Genomic DNA, 14108 nt, shown 5'->3' on the forward strand with positions numbered 1-14108 from the left:
CACGCTGCGCCAAGACGGAAAATGTGTGTGTGTGGAACGTGTGGGGGCGATGGATTTGCGTGACCCGCAACCAGTTGATTTCAAAGTGAAATCTGTCGCCTCGAAAGGCTGGCGTCCCCAAGGGGAGTCGAACCCCTGTTCCCGCCGTGAGAGGGCGGTGTCCTGGGCCTCTAGACGATGGGGACCCGAAGAGGAGGCGAGAGATACAAGAGCCGTCGTTCCGGATCAAGCGTCTCGTTTTCGCCAGGGCGCGGGCCAGCCATGCGGGTGGTCCGGCGCCCGAAGGGTCAGTCGCGGAAATTCACGTATTGCAGCGGCAGCTCGATCTTCAGGCCCTTGACGAAGGCGATCGCCGCCTGCAGGTCGTCGCGCGCCTTGCCGGTCACGCGCAGCTCGTCGCCCTGGATCGAGACCTGGATCTTCATCTTGGAATCCTTCAGGTCCTTGACGATCTTCTTGCCCAGGTCCTTGTCGATGCCCTGCTTCACGATGATGGTCTGGCGTACGCTGTCGCCCGACGCTTTTTCCGGGTCCTTGAACTCGAGGCAGCCGGCGTCGAGCTTGCGGCGCGTCAGGTGCGTCTTCAGGAGTTCGTGGACCTGCTTCATCTTCAGCGGGTCGTCGGCCAGCAGGGTCAGCGTCTCGTCCTTGCGGGTCAGGCTGCAATTGCTGCCCTTGAAGTCGAACCGGGTCTCGATTTCGCGCTGGATATTGCCCAGCGCATTGTCGACCTCGGCGAGGTCGGTCTTCGAGACGATGTCGAAGCTCGGCATGTCGAATTCCTGAATTGAACGGCGGATGACGCGTTCTACCGCCAAAAGCAAAGGCCCGCCAACCCCCGTGACGGGGCTGGCGGGCCTTTCCGGGTCTTTTGGACCTTAGCTCGCGCGCTTCAGCGGACGATCGCCACCGACATTGTTCGCCGCGGCCGGCTTGTGGGCCTGGCCCTGGCTGTTGTTGTTCCCGGCATAGGGACGCGGAGCCTGGCCGGCGCCGCCAGCGCTGCGGCCACGATAGCCGCCGCCTTCGCCGCCACGGCCGGCATAACCGCCGCCGTTGCCGCCTTCGCTCCGGCCGGCGTACCCGCCGCCCTCGCTGCGACCGGCATAGCCGCCGCCCGAACCGGCCGGACCGCCGAAGCGGCGCGGACCCTTGTTGAAGCCGCCCGGCTTGCGCGGGCCGCTGCGCTTGTTGAAGTTCGCGGTCGGCTCCAGGCCCGGAATGACGTGGGGGGCGAGCGTGGCGCCGGTGTAGCGCTCGATCCGGTCGACCAGCTGGCGGTCGGCGGGCGAGGCGAACGAGATCGCGATGCCGGACGCGCCGGCCCGGCCGGTGCGGCCGATGCGATGCACGTAATCCTCGGCCTGGCGCGGCAGGTCGAAATTGATGACGTGCGTCAGGTCCTTGACGTCGATGCCGCGGGCAGCGACATCGGTCGCGACCAGCAGGCGGATACGGCCCTGCTTCAGCTTCTGGACCGTGTAGTTACGGGCCGACTGCGTCATGTCGCCATGCAGCGCGCTGGCCTGGTGGCCCTGGTTGTTGAGTTCCTCGGCCAGGGTATCGGCGTCGCGCTTGGTCGCGGCGAAGATGATCGCCTTCTCCACTTCCGGGCTGGAGGCCAGATGGGCCAGCAGACGGCGCTTGTGGCCAAGATCGTCGGCGAAATGCACGCGCTGCTCGATCTTGTCGACCGTCATGGTGGTCGCCTCGATCGCGACGCGCGCCGGATCCTTCAGCATCTTCTGGGTCAGCTGCACCATGCGCTTGTCGAAGGTCGCAGTGAACAGCAGGGTCTGGCGCGAGGACGGGCTGGCGGCGACGATCGTCTCGACCGCGTCGACGAACCCCATGTCGAGCATCCGGTCGGCTTCGTCGAGCACCAGCATCTCGAGGTCGGCCAGGCTGACCCGGCCACGTTCGATATGGTCGATGAGCCGGCCCGGCGTCGCGACCATCAGGTCGACCGGACGCGACAGCAGCTGCAACTGCAGGCGATAGGGCATGCCGCCCAGGATCGACACGGTATTCAGCTTCATGAACTTGCCGAGCTTGCGCGCGGTGTCGAGGATCTGGGTGGCGAGTTCGCGGGTCGGGGCCAGCACGAGGACGCGCGGGCCGCGGACGCGCGGCTGCTTGAAGTCGGAGAGGAGAGCGAGTGCCGGCAGCATGAAGGCGGCAGTCTTGCCGGTACCTGTCTGGGCGCTGCCGATCAGGTCACGGCCGGCCATCACGAGCGGCACGGCTTCGGTCTGGATGGGGGTGGCTTCGGTATAACCCTCTTGCTCGAGGGCCTTCAGGATGGGGGCGGGCAGATTGAATTCAGAAAAGGACAATGAGTGTTCCTCGAACGGGGCGCGAAGGGTGACCGCGGTCTTTCCGCCGGACCCGTCCGCTCGGAAAAATACGGGGCACGCCGCAACCGCTCATGGGGTTCCGGAGCACCAACTATCTTCGCCGCCCCATGATTGGGGGTGCGAAATTGAGTGGCGCTCAAGGGAACAGGCTCGAGGACCCGACGATCGGGTCAAATCCCATGGGGCGACACATCATGAGCGGCCGCCACCAACCACTGCGGTGCACAATATGGCTTCAGCGCTCGGGAAACGACAGATCCTTCTTAGCAGGGCTGCCGCGCTCCCCGCTCGGGGCACGAAGCCCGGAAGCCCATGCTATCAGGGTCGCGCGTTGTCAGAGCATCCGGAAGGGGTGGGCATGGCCGGTAAATTTCTTTTGGCCGCGGGACTGGGCGGCTTCGTCGCGGTCGCGGCCGGCGCCGCCGGGGTCCATGCGCTTGCCGACGAGCATGCCCGACAGCTGGTCGATCTCGCCTCGCGCTATCTCCTGCTGCATGCGGCGGCCTTGCTGGGCCTCGCCCATTTCGGCCGGGCCGGCACCGGCGGCTGGCTCGTCGATCTCGCCTTCTGGCTTTTCGCGGCCGGCATGGTGCTGTTCGGTGGCGGGCTGCTGGTCTCGGCGACGGTCGGCTTGGGCCCGTTCGGCGCCGCGGTGCCGATCGGCGGCACCGCCTTCATGCTGGCTTGGCTCGTCGTGGCGGGCCTGGGGCTGCGCCGCCTCGCCCAATGATCTGGTCAGGCCGATACGCGCTTGCCGTCCCGTTCGTCGGTATTGGCGGCCGCCGGCAGCGTGCGCTGCAACTCGACCAGTGCCGCCAGGATGGTGCGTGCGGCGTGGCCTTCGAGCGCGTAGTGGATCGTCTGACGATCGCGCCGCGTGCGCACCAGTTTTTGTTGCCGCAGCTTCGCCAGGTGCTGCGACAGCGCCGACTGGCTGAGCGCGACCCGGCTCTCGATCTGGCTGACCGACAGCTCGCCTTCGGCCAACAGGCACAGGATGCGGAGGCGTTGCGGATTGGCCATGGCCTTCAGGACGGCGGCGGCCGGTGCGATCGAATTCTGCAGTTCGGATGCAATCATCCGGATGGAGCTAGATCGTACTCGCGGATCGTCAAGCCGGACCGGTCGCCGGTGTCGCCATGACCGGGCTGGATCAATCGCACAGCCAGCGCGTCGGCCTCGCCCTGGCGCTTGGCGTGTTCCTGTCCTGGGGCCTGTTCCCCAGCTATTTCAAACTGCTGGCCGAGGTGCCGGCGATCGAGGTCATGAGCCACCGGATCGTCTGGTCGGCGCTGTTCATGGCCGTGCTGCTGCCGCTCGGCGGTGGCATCGCCGCGTTCCGGCAGGCGCTGCGCGACCCGCGTGTGGTCGGATTGATCGGCTTGTCGGCGCTGCTGATCGGCATCAACTGGCTGACCTACGTCTCGACCATCGCGGCCGGCCATGTGCTGGAGGCGAGCCTCGGCTATTTCCTGTCGCCATTGACGAATGTGGCGCTGGGCCGTCTGGTGCTGGGTGAGCGGTTGACGCGGCTGCAGCTTGCCGCCTGCCTGCTGGCGCTGAGTGCCGTCGCGGCACTCGCCTTCGGCACCGAGGGCGAGATCTGGCGTGCGCTCGTGCTCGCGATCAGCTTCGGCCTCTATGGGCTGGTCCGGAAGACGGTGCGGGTCGAGGCGCTGCCGGGCAATACGCTGGAATGCTTCCTGCTGGTGCCGTTCGCGGGCCTCTATCTTGCCTGGTGCGCCACATCGGGTACGAACCATTTCGGCGGGACCATGCCGGGCCTGTCGATCCTGCTGGCGCTGTCCGGCGTGATCACCGCCGTGCCGCTCATCGCCTATGCGGCAGCGGCGCGGCGGCTCAAGCTGTCGACCCTGGGGCTGATGCAGTTCGTGACGCCGACCATGGCGTTCCTGCTGGGGGTGCTCGTCTATGGCGAGCCGTTCGGCCGGGCGAAGCTCGTCTGCTTCATCGTGATCTGGGCGGCCTTGACGCTCTATGCGCGCGAAACGATCAGGCTGGCGCGACGGCCGGCCTGACCGTTCCGGGTCGAAGTCAGATCGACTGGGTGACCCACTCGACGAGCTTGCTCTTGGGCAGCGCGCCGATCTTCTGGGCCGCGACCTGGCCGTTCTTGAAGATGATCAGGGTCGGGATGCCGCGCACGCCATACTTGGCGGGCGTGCTCGGATTCTCGTCGATATTGACCTTGGCGATCGTGATCTTCCCGGCGAACTGCTGGGCGATCTCGTCGAGGGCCGGCGCGATCATCTTGCAGGGGCCGCACCATTCCGCCCAGAAATCCACCAGGACCGGACCGGGGGCCGAGAGCACGTCGGCCTCGAAGCTCGAATCGGAAACCTTGGTCGTAAGCGCGTTGGCGGACATGGGATCAATTCTCCTGGAGGCGCTGGGCGCCCGAAACGCATGGAGCGGGTGGAAGCCCGCCAGACTGGTCAAGATTAGGGGGTGGTGAAATCCAAGGTCAAGGCGACGGCCGAGTGGATTGCTTCATAGGAGCCGTGCGATCGATCCCCTTGCACACCCCTCTCTCGCGCTAAACCCATGATAGCTCAAGCGCTTCAAGACGTCTCAAGCAGTTGTTAAGGAGATCCGCTCATATTGCCAGCATGTAAAAGAACATTGCGGGGCGGCATGAGCGACCTCGGGACCAAGAATAGCACGTTACGGGACATCCGTTTTTCACAAGAACTGCTCGACCGGCTGGCCGTCGCCCATCAACGTTTCCTGAAGGGGCAACGGGATGGCCGGCGAGCCATCCTGGTCAATTGCAACTTTTCGCGCCTCGACCTCTCCGAACTCAATCTCTCGAACAGCGAATTCATCGGTTGCCAGTTCGAGCGCTGCAAGGCGCAGCGCGCGCTGTTCCGCGGCTCCAACGTGTTCGGCGCCAACTTCAACGGCGCCAACCTGTCGGGGGCCAATTTCGAGAAGGCGGACCTGCGCGGCGCCAGCTTCGAGAACGCCGACCTGACCCATACCCACATGAGCGGCGCCGACCTGCGCGAAGGCGCCATCGCGGGGCGGGAGGAAGCGAACGGCAGCCGTTTCGCCAACGCCCGGCTCGACGGCACCAACCTCTCGAGCGCCCGGCTGAAAGGCGCCGATTTCGCCGGCGCCGTGATCCATAGCACCAATTTTTCGACCGCGGACCTGCGCCAATCGAACTTTCGCGGCTCCGAGATCCGGGCCGCGAATTTCAAGGGCGCGCAGATGGGCGGCGCGGATCTGGGCGGGGCCGACATCGACGAACAGACCAAGGCCTACCTCGACTCGGTCGGCATCAAGCCACAGCCGCCGATCGCCATCCCGCCGGCGGAGATCGACCGGCGCCTGGCCCAGCACCTGCGCTGGATCGACAGTGGTGGCAAGGCGGGCATGCGGGCCGATTTCCGCAATTGCTACCTGGCCGGCTACGACCTGCGCGGCAAGAACCTGAGTGCGGCCGACATGCAGCTGGCGATCCTGTCCGGCGCGGTCTTGAGCGACACGTTGTTGCTTGCGACCGACCTGCGCCGCGCCGTGCTCAACAAGGCCGACGTCACGCGCGCCGACATGCGCGGTGCCAACCTGCTGGGGGCGGCGACCCGCGCGCTGGTGCGCGCCCAAACCCACCTGGGCGAATTGCCGGGCACGGGATTGCTGACGCGATTCGATGATTGACGTCGGTTCGCCGCTTCACGGTCCCTATGGGGACGATGTCGCGTCAGCCGATCTCCATCAGCCGCGGTCCGTCGGTCCATAGCAGCAGAGTCCGCACCTGGCGGCCCGGATAGATCCGTTCCAGCGCCGCGCGATAGGCCGCCAGCTGTTCCACATAGGCCGGCGACACGGCATCGACCTCCAGGGGCGGCGGCCGATTGGTCTTGTAGTCGACGATCAGCACGGCATCTTCAGTGACGACCAGCCGGTCGATCCGACCATTCAGCGCGCGTCCATCGATCAGGCCCACGACCGGCACCTCGGCCCGCGAGCCCGGTCCGAACAGCGCCGCGAAATCCCCGTGGCGCAATACCGCCATGGTTTCGCGCGCGATCGCGTCCTGCTCGACCGGATCCAGGCCGTGGGCCGGTTGGCTGAGAAAGCGCCGGGCCGCGGCCTCGCGCGCCGCATCGGGCAGTTCCGGCAGCGACTGCATCAGCCGATGGACCAGCAGGCCGCGCTGGAACCGCGTCGTGTCGCTGTCGGGCCCGAGCGGCGAGGTCGCGGCCGGCTCCGGCTGGCTCGGGCGCGAGGCGACGAGCGGGCGGGGCGGCGATGGTTCGTCGGGCCGCGGGCTGAGCGCGAACTCAGGCAGGACCTCGTCGCTTGGCCCATCGGCCGCCGGCCGGGTATCTGGCTTGGCCGGCACATCCTGCGGCGTCTCATGGACCCAGTGCGGGTCGAACGGCTCATGGCCGGGCGGCGGCGTCACGCTCTCCGTCCGGCCGATGCTGGCGAGCCCGGCGTCGATCAGGTCGTACCACGATCCGCCCTGGTCGCGCTTGGTACGCCAGCCCGCGACATAGAGCCGGTCTTCCGCCCGGGTCAGCGCCACATAGAGCAGGCGGCGATATTCCTCGTCGCGCTTCGCCTTGGCCAGCACCCGCGCAGCCTCGGACAGCGGCTCGCCGGCGCCCTTCGCCGGGCGCCACAGCATCAGATCCGCCCGCTCCGGCCACAGCAGCGCCGGCATCTGTACCGGCGTCTGCACCGTGTCGGGCAAGAACACGATCGGCGCCTGCAGGCCTTTGGAGCCATGGACCGTCATGATGCGGACCTCGTCGCGCCCGCCCTGGTCCAGGTCGCGCTTGATGTCCGCCTCGCCGCGCTCCAGCCAGTGCAGGAAGCCTTCGAGCGAGGGCACGTGCGCGCGCTCATGGGCGAGGCTCTGGGCCAGGAACTCGTCGATCGCGTCGGCCGCCTCGGGACCCAAACGGCCGATCAGGCGGCGGCGGGCGCCGCCGGCTCCCAGGAATTCGGCATAGAGCCGATAGGGCGGCACGAAATCGGCGCGCGCCATCAAATTGCCGAGCGTGTCGCGGGCGCCGACCATCGCGGGCTCGGCGGCAGCGCCCAGCGCCTGCCACAGGCTGCCGTTACGGCCATGAGCCAGGCGGTATAGCGCCTCTTCGTCGAGCCCGATCAGCGGGCTCTTGAGCACGGCGGCCAGGGTCAGGTCGTCCTCGGGCAGCAGCAGCACGCGGCCCAGCGCCATCAGGTCCATGACCGCGAGTTGGGATGTGAGCACCATGCGATCGGATCCTGCGACCGGCACGCCCAGTTGCTTCAGCTCGCGCACCAGCTCGGCGACGAAGCCGCCGCGCCGGCGGACCAGGATCAGCACGTCGCCCGCCCGGATCGGCCGGCCACGGGCCGGCAGCACCTCGCCCGACCGGATCCAATGTTGGATGGTGGCGGCGATGCGCTTGGCGAGGCGGCCGCGCGGCGCCTCTACCGCGCGCTGATCGACCGGGTGGGCCCAGGGCTCCTCGTCATCCGCTGCTTCCGGCTTGAAGGCCGGCCACAGCTCGACCCGGCCGGCATGCCCCTCGCGATGGGCCTTGTGCTCGATCGCGGCGCCATCGAGCGCCACGCCAGCCCGGGCGTCGTCGAGCGCGAAGACGGCGTCGACCGTCTGCAGCACCGCGGCGGTCGAGCGGAACGAGACCTGGAGCGGTACCTCGCGCCACTGCCGCTCGGCCGTGCGCACCTTGCCGGCGAAATGCCGCTGCATGCGCAGGAATTCCTGCGGATCGGCGCGCTGGAAGCTGAAGATCGACTGCTTGGCGTCGCCGACCGCGAAGATGGTGCGGGTCGGCGGAGCGGCGCCGTCGCCGACGAAGAACTCCGCCGCCAGCGCCTCGACCACGCGCCACTGGTCCGGGTTGGTGTCCTGGGCCTCGTCGATCAGGATATGGTCGATGCCGCCGTCCAGCTTGAACAGCACCCAGGGCGCGATCTCCGGCTGGGCCAGCAGGTCGCGGGTGGCCAGGATCAGGTCGTCGTAGTCGAGCAGCCCGCGCCGGCGCTTCTCGCCGGCATAGGCCGCGAGGAAGCCGAAAGCCAGCCGGGCCAGGCCGGCATTGGCGCGTGCGACCACGATGGCGGCGCGTCGGGCCAGCACGGCCAGCAGGCGCGCCTGTTCGGCCGCGAGGCTTTCGCCGATGCGCGGATCGCCGGCCAGCACCGCCTTGGTGCCAAGCACCTTGCGCGCTTCGCCTTTCTCGGTGAGGAACGCCGAAACATACTCGTCGAACCGGGCGACACGGCTCTCGGGATCGCCCAGCCAGGCGGCCAGGCACTCGCCGCGGCCGATGTCGGTCTTGCTGCCGGCGAGCAGGGCCGCCGTCGCCCGGCGCAGCCCGGCGCCGTCGACCATTGCCTCGTCGCAGGCGGCCTCGATCAGGCTCTCTTCGCTCTCCCCGGGCCGCACGCCCAGGCGGCGGTGCAGATGCTTCAGGTAGGGATCGAGCCCGCCCGCGTCGGCGATCATCTGCGACAGGCGTCCGCGCTCCGTCGTCAGCGCCTGCATCAGTTCGGCAAACGCCTGCTCGCCCGCGTGGCGGGTGACCTCGCCCAAGGCCAAGCCCAGGTCGTCCGCCGTCTCGCGCGCCGCCGTCAGCACGCTCTGGCGCGCTTCCTCCAGTAACTCCGTGGCGCTGCGATCGTCCATGACCTCGAACTGCGGCGGCAGGCCGGCCTCCAGCGGAAAGCGGCGCAGCACCGATTGGCAGAAGGCGTGGATGGTCAGGATGCGCATGCCGCCGGGCGTGTCGAGCACGCGGGCGAACAGGCGGCGCGCCCGGTCGAGCATCTCGGGCGGCACGTCGCGCTCGGCGCGCCCGATCAGGCCGGCGATGTCCTGGCGCAGCTTGCCGTCGCCCTCAGTCGTCCAGCCCGACAACCGCTCGTTCAGCCGATTCGCCATCTCGGCGGCGGCGGCCTTGGTGAAGGTCAGGCACAAGAGCCGGCCCGGCGGCACGTCGGCCAGCAGCAGGTTCAGCAGCCGGTCGGTCAGCACTTTGGTCTTGCCGGTGCCGGCCGAAGCCGCGACCCAGACCGAGGCACGGCCGTCCGAGGCCAGCTGTTGGATGGCGGTCGGGCTGAGGCTCATTCGCCGCTCCCCGCACCCCATTCGGCGACGCGCGCCAGATGGTCGTAGTCGCGATAGCGTCCGGCCCGTTCCGGTCGCGGCAGCGAGCGATAGGGTGTTGCCGGATCATCGTAGCGCGCGACCAGCCGTTCGAGTCCGAGCCGCGCCACCCGGGCCAGTTCGGCCGGATCGGCGCCCTTGCCGCCGGCCGGGCTGATCTCGGCCGCGGGATCGTTGCCGGTCAGGCGCCAGAAGGCGAGGTCGGTGACGGTCCCGGCCGGGACCAGGGCGAAGCCGCCCTCGGCCAGCATCGCCGCCTCGAGCGGCAATTGCGGGGCATATCCCAGCAGCACTTCCTCGGGCTTCGGGACGCTGCCGGTCTTGTAGTCGATCAGGGCAGCACCCCCGTCGCGCAGCAGGTCGATGCGGTCGGCCTTGCCGTGCAATGTGAAGCGACCGCCGGCCGTGTCGAACTGCAATTGCCCGCGGCATTCGGTGAAGCTGTCGAGGATGAAGGGCTGTCGCTCCGCCTCGGTCGCGACGAACCATTGGGCAATGCGCAGGAAGCGCGGCCACCAGAAGGCCCAGACGCCGGGCCGGGCCAGCGCCTCGCCGAAGACCTCGCGGCCGATCGCGATCAGGTGGGCGACGGGATCGGCGCCTTGGTGCGGCTCCCGCACGAAGCGATCGAGCGCCTCGTGGATGAAGGTGCCGCGTTCGGCCAGGCCCGGGTCGGCGTCGAGCGGATCGAGCGGCCTGAGCCTCAGCACGTGTCGCGCGTAGATCGCGTAGGGATCGCGCATCCAGGTCTCGATCTCGGTGACCGACAGCTTGCGCGGGCGGGCATGGGTCGGCGGCGTCGGTGCCGGCGGCTGGCACGCGCGGATTTCGGCCGGCGCATCGAGCCGGGCCTGCCAGGCGAGGAACGGCAGGACGCGGGGGCTATCGAGCGCGCCACCGACGGCGCGCAGCACGGTGTCGAGCCGCAGCAGCCAGCGCGACGGCACCGTCGGCGCGCCCTCCGACCGGACCGACCGGGTCAGCACGACCTCGCGCGCGGTCACCGCCATGGTGAAGTCATGGGCGGCGAGCCCGATCTGCGCCTCGGGCGATTCCAGCCCGAACTGCTGGCGCATCGGCCGCGACAGCCAGGGATCGGGCGTAGCGGCGGGCGGCCAGACACCCTCGTTCAGGCCGCCCAGGATGACCAGGTCGGCCTGCTGCAGCCGGGCTTCGAGCGTGCCCAGGATCTGCAGGCGCGGATGCTTGCCGAAGCGCGGCCGGACCACGCCGCCGGCGAGCAGGGCTTCCAGCAGTACTGGATAATCCGCCCCGGCGATGGTCGGGAAACCGGCGGCGGCGTCATGCAGTTCGGCGACGAAGCTCGCGAGGCTGGTGCCGGCTTCCTCGGCCCAGAGCACGGCGGCACCGCGCGTCTCGTCGGTCGCGCACAGAGCCTCGGCCACGGCGATCTCGGCGGTCAATGCTGCCTGCAAGTCCGTATCCGGCGCGTCGATCAGCGCCAGGAACGGGCCCAGCAGCCGGTCGAGCTGCTCGATGAAGGGCAGCAGCTCCTCGGCACCGTCGAGCGCGACCTGCCGCAGCCCGGCGATGCCCGACGCCGGGCGGGGACCGCGCAGGCATTGCCGTTCCAGCCGCCGGACGGCACCGCGGAAGGCGCCGCGCGGCATGCCGCCGGAGACCAGCGGATGCTTCAGCAGCGCCAGCAGCGGCACCGGCGCCAACCGCTCGGCCGCGGCATCGGCCAGCAGGCGCAGCAGCACGCCGGGCGGCGTCTGGTTCAGCGGCAGGCCGGCGGAATCGTCGATCTCGATGTCCCAGCGCTTCAGCTCGGCCGCGACCCGGCGGGCGAGGCCGCGGTCGGGCGTCACCAGCATGGCGGTGGCACCGGCGATATCGAGCCGCTGGCGCATCAGCAGCGCGATCGTGCCGGCTTCTTCTTGCGGACCGGGGCAATCGAGCCGGGCGAGGCCGCGCGTCGCGTCCGATGGCAGGGCGCCGAGGGTCCGCCATTTCTCGCTGACCGATGCCGGCCGCATCATCTCGCGCGCCAGATCGCCCCGCGCCGGCGCGCCGGCCTCGATGCCTGGCGCCGGCCAGGCGGGCAGGTCCTCGTGCGCCACGCCCAACCGGCTCAGCAATTGCGCCAGGCCATATTGTGGATGGGTCGGATCCTCGCCGATCGCGATCCACAGCTCGGCATCGGCCGCGGTCTCGACGCCGGGCAGCACCAGCGCGCCGTTCGGCAGGCCCGCGATCAGGCCCAGCAGTTCCGTCGCCGCCGGAATGGCGCTGCCGAAGCCGGCGGCGATGACCGGCCCGCCGGGCGGCACCACCCGCCAGGCGGCGGCCTGGGCGCGGATCAGGCGGTTGCGCCGGTCGGCCGGATCGATCGCGCCCTCGGCCTCGATCAGCGGGGGCCAATGGTCGGTGACGATCTTCAGGAAATCGACGGTGATCTGCCAATGGCGCGCGAGTTCGTCCGGCACCAGCCGGTCGAGCCGGTCGAACCCGACATCCTCGGTCCAGGCCTGGTCGATCAGGCGGGCGAGGTCGTCGGCCAGCGCCACCGCCTGGGCCGGCAGGATCTCGCCGCCGTCGCGCCGCGCGCCCCAGCGATGGATCAGCTGGGCCAGCAACAGGCGCCGGCGCAGCGGGGCGATCGCCGGCGGCAGGTCGAGCGTCTCGGCAAGGCTGTCGCCGGCGGTGAGGTCGATCTCGTCGGCATCGAGGTCGCCCAATGCCGCAAGCCGGGGCAGCAGCATGGGCACGCCGCCGCCGGCCTTGAGAAAGGCATCGCTCAAGGCGCGGCAGGCGCGCCGGCTCGGCAGCAGGATGGTCGCCTCGGCCAGGTCCAGCGGCGACCGGCCGAAGCGCTCGAACAGGCCGGCGACGAGCGCGTCGAGGAAGGGCAGGGTGGCGGGGATCGTGAAGATCCGCGGCGCCGGCGGCGATCCCTGGTCGGTGTCCATCGGCGGGCTAGCGCCCGGCCCAGCGCCGGTCGAGGCGGGCGCGGACCTGGGCCAGTCCGGCCTCGTCGGTCACCGTGTACCATTCGCCGTCATGAACGAGCGCGCCCAGCCGCCCTGCGGCGAGCGCCCGGTCGTAGATTCGGTTGAGCGAGAAGGCCCCGGCCGGTGCGTCCGCGAACAGGTGCGGCGCCAGGATCTGCACGCCGGCAAACAGGAACGGCGCGATCTCGCCCGGGGCGACCCGGCGCGGCTTGCCGTCGGCGCCCAGGAAGAAATCGCCGCGATTCTGCTCGTAGCCGACGGCGCTCACCGTCTTCTGCAGCAGCAGCATCGCGTCGTGCTGCGCCGGATCGAACGCGGCGGCGAGCCGGTCGAGCGCCGGAATGGCGCCGTCGAACCACAGGGAATCGCCGTTGACGGCAAAGAACGGGGCATCGCCCAGCAGCGGCAGCGCCTGGGTGACGCCGCCGCCGGTCTCCAGCGCCGTGGCTTCCGCCGAGATCACGATCTCCGGCGCAGGGCGCGCCTTCAGATGCTCGACGATCTGCTGGCCCAGGTGATGCACGTTGACCACGACCCGCGCGACGCCGGCTGCCGCCAGCCGATCGATGGCATGGTCGAGCAGCGGGCGGCCCAGCACTGGCACCAGCGGCTTTGGGATCGTGTCGGTCAGCGGGCGCAGCCGCGCGCCGCGTCCGGCCGACAGCACCATGCCGACGGTCGGCCGGATCACGGCACGGCCTGCGGATAGAGCGCCTGCAGGCTAGGGGGAATGCCGCGGCTTTCGACCGGCACGTGCCGATCCATCCAATCCTTCAATGCCGCCAGTTCCGGATGCGCCAGGCTGCGCAGCATCAGGCGCCAGAGGCGGGGCAGGTGCTTCAGGTAGACGGGCTTGCCGTCGCGCCGGGCCAGGCGGCAGAAGATGCCGATGACCTTGGCGTGGCGCTGCGCGCCCAGGAACGCCATCGACCGGTCGAGCGCCACCGGATCGACCGCGGGCCGGTGTGCCAGATAGCGGGCCAGCATGGCGCGGGCCAACGGGTCCAGCACGTCGCGCCGCGCATCCTCCAGCAGCGAGACCAGGTCGTAGCCGATCGGACCGATCAGCGAATCCTGGAAATCGAGCAGCCCGCACGCCTCGAGGCCCGGCCGGCCGTCGAGCAGCATCAGGTTGTCGATGTGATAGTCGCGCAGGGTCAGGCTCGCCGGCACCGCGCGCGCCAGCGGCAGGGCCGCCTGCCACAGCGCCAGATACTCGTCCTTGGCGGACGCCTCGGCCGGTCGCCCGGTGACTTCGGGCAGGCACCAGTCGACGAACTGCCCGGCCTCGCTCAGCAGGATCTCGTCGGAATAGGGCGGGACGCCATGGGCCGACGCCGGGTCGAACCGGTCGTGCAGGTCGGCCAGCAGGTCGATCGCCAGCCCATAGAGCGCCGCCTCGTCGGCCCCGCGGGCGAGGAGCCGCGTATAGGTGTCGTCACCCAGGTCTTCCAGCAGGATGAAGCCCGCGACCGGATCCGACGCCAGGATCATCGGCGCCGAATAGTCGAACCGGTGCAGCAGGCGCGCCATATGGAGGAATTCGGCCGGCTTCTCGCGCGGCGGCGGCGCATCCATCAGCAGCGCGCGCCGGCCGCCGTCGCTGAGCCGGTAATAGGT

General features: G+C 69.5%; 11 protein-coding genes and 1 tRNA gene. 3 read left to right on the forward strand and 9 right to left on the reverse strand.

What is annotated here, in order from left to right:
* Positions 1–109: 109 nt before the first annotated feature.
* The 3 genes from VGV37_RS09750 to VGV37_RS09760 all read right to left on the reverse strand — a co-directional run bounded on the left by VGV37_RS09750 (position 110) and on the right by VGV37_RS09760 (position 2336).
* Positions 110–185: transfer RNA gene (locus VGV37_RS09750), tRNA-Glu, on the reverse strand.
* Positions 186–287: 102 nt separating this feature from the next.
* Positions 288–773 carry a YajQ family cyclic di-GMP-binding protein gene (locus VGV37_RS09755; protein WP_326879470.1) on the reverse strand — a complete coding sequence of 162 codons (486 nt, stop codon included), beginning with the start codon at positions 771–773 and terminating at the stop codon, positions 288–290.
* Positions 774–878: 105 nt separating this feature from the next.
* Positions 879–2336 carry a DEAD/DEAH box helicase gene (locus VGV37_RS09760; RefSeq protein ID WP_326879471.1) on the reverse strand — a complete coding sequence of 486 codons (1458 nt, stop codon included), beginning with the start codon at positions 2334–2336 and terminating at the stop codon, positions 879–881.
* Between the two features lie 379 nt (positions 2337–2715).
* On the opposite strand from VGV37_RS09760, the gene VGV37_RS09765 reads away from it, so the two are divergent.
* Positions 2716–3087, forward strand: a complete 372-nt coding sequence (locus VGV37_RS09765; RefSeq protein ID WP_326879472.1) for a DUF423 domain-containing protein — start codon at positions 2716–2718, stop codon at positions 3085–3087.
* A gap of 5 nt (positions 3088–3092) precedes the next feature.
* On the opposite strand, the gene VGV37_RS09770 is transcribed toward VGV37_RS09765, so the two are convergent.
* The gene (locus tag VGV37_RS09770; RefSeq protein ID WP_326879473.1) at positions 3093–3437 is read right to left on the reverse strand and encodes a metalloregulator ArsR/SmtB family transcription factor; all 345 of its coding nucleotides are present in this window, start codon (positions 3435–3437) and stop codon (positions 3093–3095) included.
* A gap of 59 nt (positions 3438–3496) precedes the next feature.
* Between VGV37_RS09770 and rarD the strand changes: the two genes are divergently transcribed.
* On the forward strand, positions 3497–4396 hold the full coding sequence (rarD, locus tag VGV37_RS09775; protein ID WP_326879474.1) for an EamA family transporter RarD: 900 nt from the start codon (positions 3497–3499) through the stop codon (positions 4394–4396).
* Between the two features lie 16 nt (positions 4397–4412).
* On the opposite strand, the gene trxA is transcribed toward rarD, so the two are convergent.
* Complete coding sequence (gene trxA, locus VGV37_RS09780) at positions 4413–4745, reverse strand: thioredoxin TrxA (protein ID WP_326879475.1); 333 nt, start codon at positions 4743–4745, stop codon at positions 4413–4415.
* Between the two features lie 267 nt (positions 4746–5012).
* Here trxA and VGV37_RS09785 point away from each other — a divergent pair, with 267 nt between their 5' ends.
* On the forward strand, positions 5013–6041 hold the full coding sequence (locus tag VGV37_RS09785; protein WP_326879476.1) for a pentapeptide repeat-containing protein: 1029 nt from the start codon (positions 5013–5015) through the stop codon (positions 6039–6041).
* 43 nt (positions 6042–6084) lie between these two features.
* On the opposite strand, the gene addA is transcribed toward VGV37_RS09785, so the two are convergent.
* From addA to VGV37_RS09805, 4 genes are all read right to left on the reverse strand, one after another.
* Positions 6085–9474, reverse strand: a complete 3390-nt coding sequence (gene addA / locus VGV37_RS09790) for a double-strand break repair helicase AddA (RefSeq protein WP_326879477.1) — start codon at positions 9472–9474, stop codon at positions 6085–6087.
* On the reverse strand, positions 9471–12446 hold the full coding sequence (addB, locus tag VGV37_RS09795; RefSeq protein WP_326879478.1) for a double-strand break repair protein AddB: 2976 nt from the start codon (positions 12444–12446) through the stop codon (positions 9471–9473). The genes addA and addB overlap by 4 nt, the downstream gene beginning before the upstream one ends.
* A 7-nt stretch (positions 12447–12453) precedes the next feature.
* The gene (locus tag VGV37_RS09800) at positions 12454–13179 is read right to left on the reverse strand and encodes a nucleotidyltransferase family protein (RefSeq protein ID WP_326879479.1); all 726 of its coding nucleotides are present in this window, start codon (positions 13177–13179) and stop codon (positions 12454–12456) included.
* Positions 13176–14108 (reverse strand): aminoglycoside phosphotransferase family protein (locus VGV37_RS09805; RefSeq protein ID WP_326879480.1); only part of this gene is annotated, 933 nt, incomplete at its 5' end. The genes VGV37_RS09800 and VGV37_RS09805, both read right to left, overlap by 4 nt.

It is taken from the genome of Aliidongia sp., from assembly GCF_035943795.1.
Taxonomy (GTDB): domain Bacteria; phylum Pseudomonadota; class Alphaproteobacteria; order ATCC43930; family CGMCC-115725; genus Aliidongia.

Excerpts from the sequence above, each read along its gene's own strand:
- trxA (WP_326879475.1), bottom strand. The coding sequence starts at position 4,745 with ATGTCCGCCAACGCGCTTACGACCAAGGTTTCCGATTCGAGCTTCGAG.
- addB (WP_326879478.1), bottom strand. The coding sequence starts at position 12,446 with ATGGACACCGACCAGGGATCGCCGCCGGCGCCGCGGATCTTCACGATC.
- VGV37_RS09770 (WP_326879473.1), bottom strand. The coding sequence starts at position 3,437 with ATGATTGCATCCGAACTGCAGAATTCGATCGCACCGGCCGCCGCCGTC.
- VGV37_RS09755 (WP_326879470.1), bottom strand. The coding sequence starts at position 773 with ATGCCGAGCTTCGACATCGTCTCGAAGACCGACCTCGCCGAGGTCGAC.
- rarD (WP_326879474.1), top strand. The coding sequence starts at position 3,497 with ATGACCGGGCTGGATCAATCGCACAGCCAGCGCGTCGGCCTCGCCCTG.
- VGV37_RS09765 (WP_326879472.1), top strand. The coding sequence starts at position 2,716 with ATGGCCGGTAAATTTCTTTTGGCCGCGGGACTGGGCGGCTTCGTCGCG.
- addA (WP_326879477.1), bottom strand. The coding sequence starts at position 9,474 with ATGAGCCTCAGCCCGACCGCCATCCAACAGCTGGCCTCGGACGGCCGT.
- VGV37_RS09785 (WP_326879476.1), top strand. The coding sequence starts at position 5,013 with ATGAGCGACCTCGGGACCAAGAATAGCACGTTACGGGACATCCGTTTT.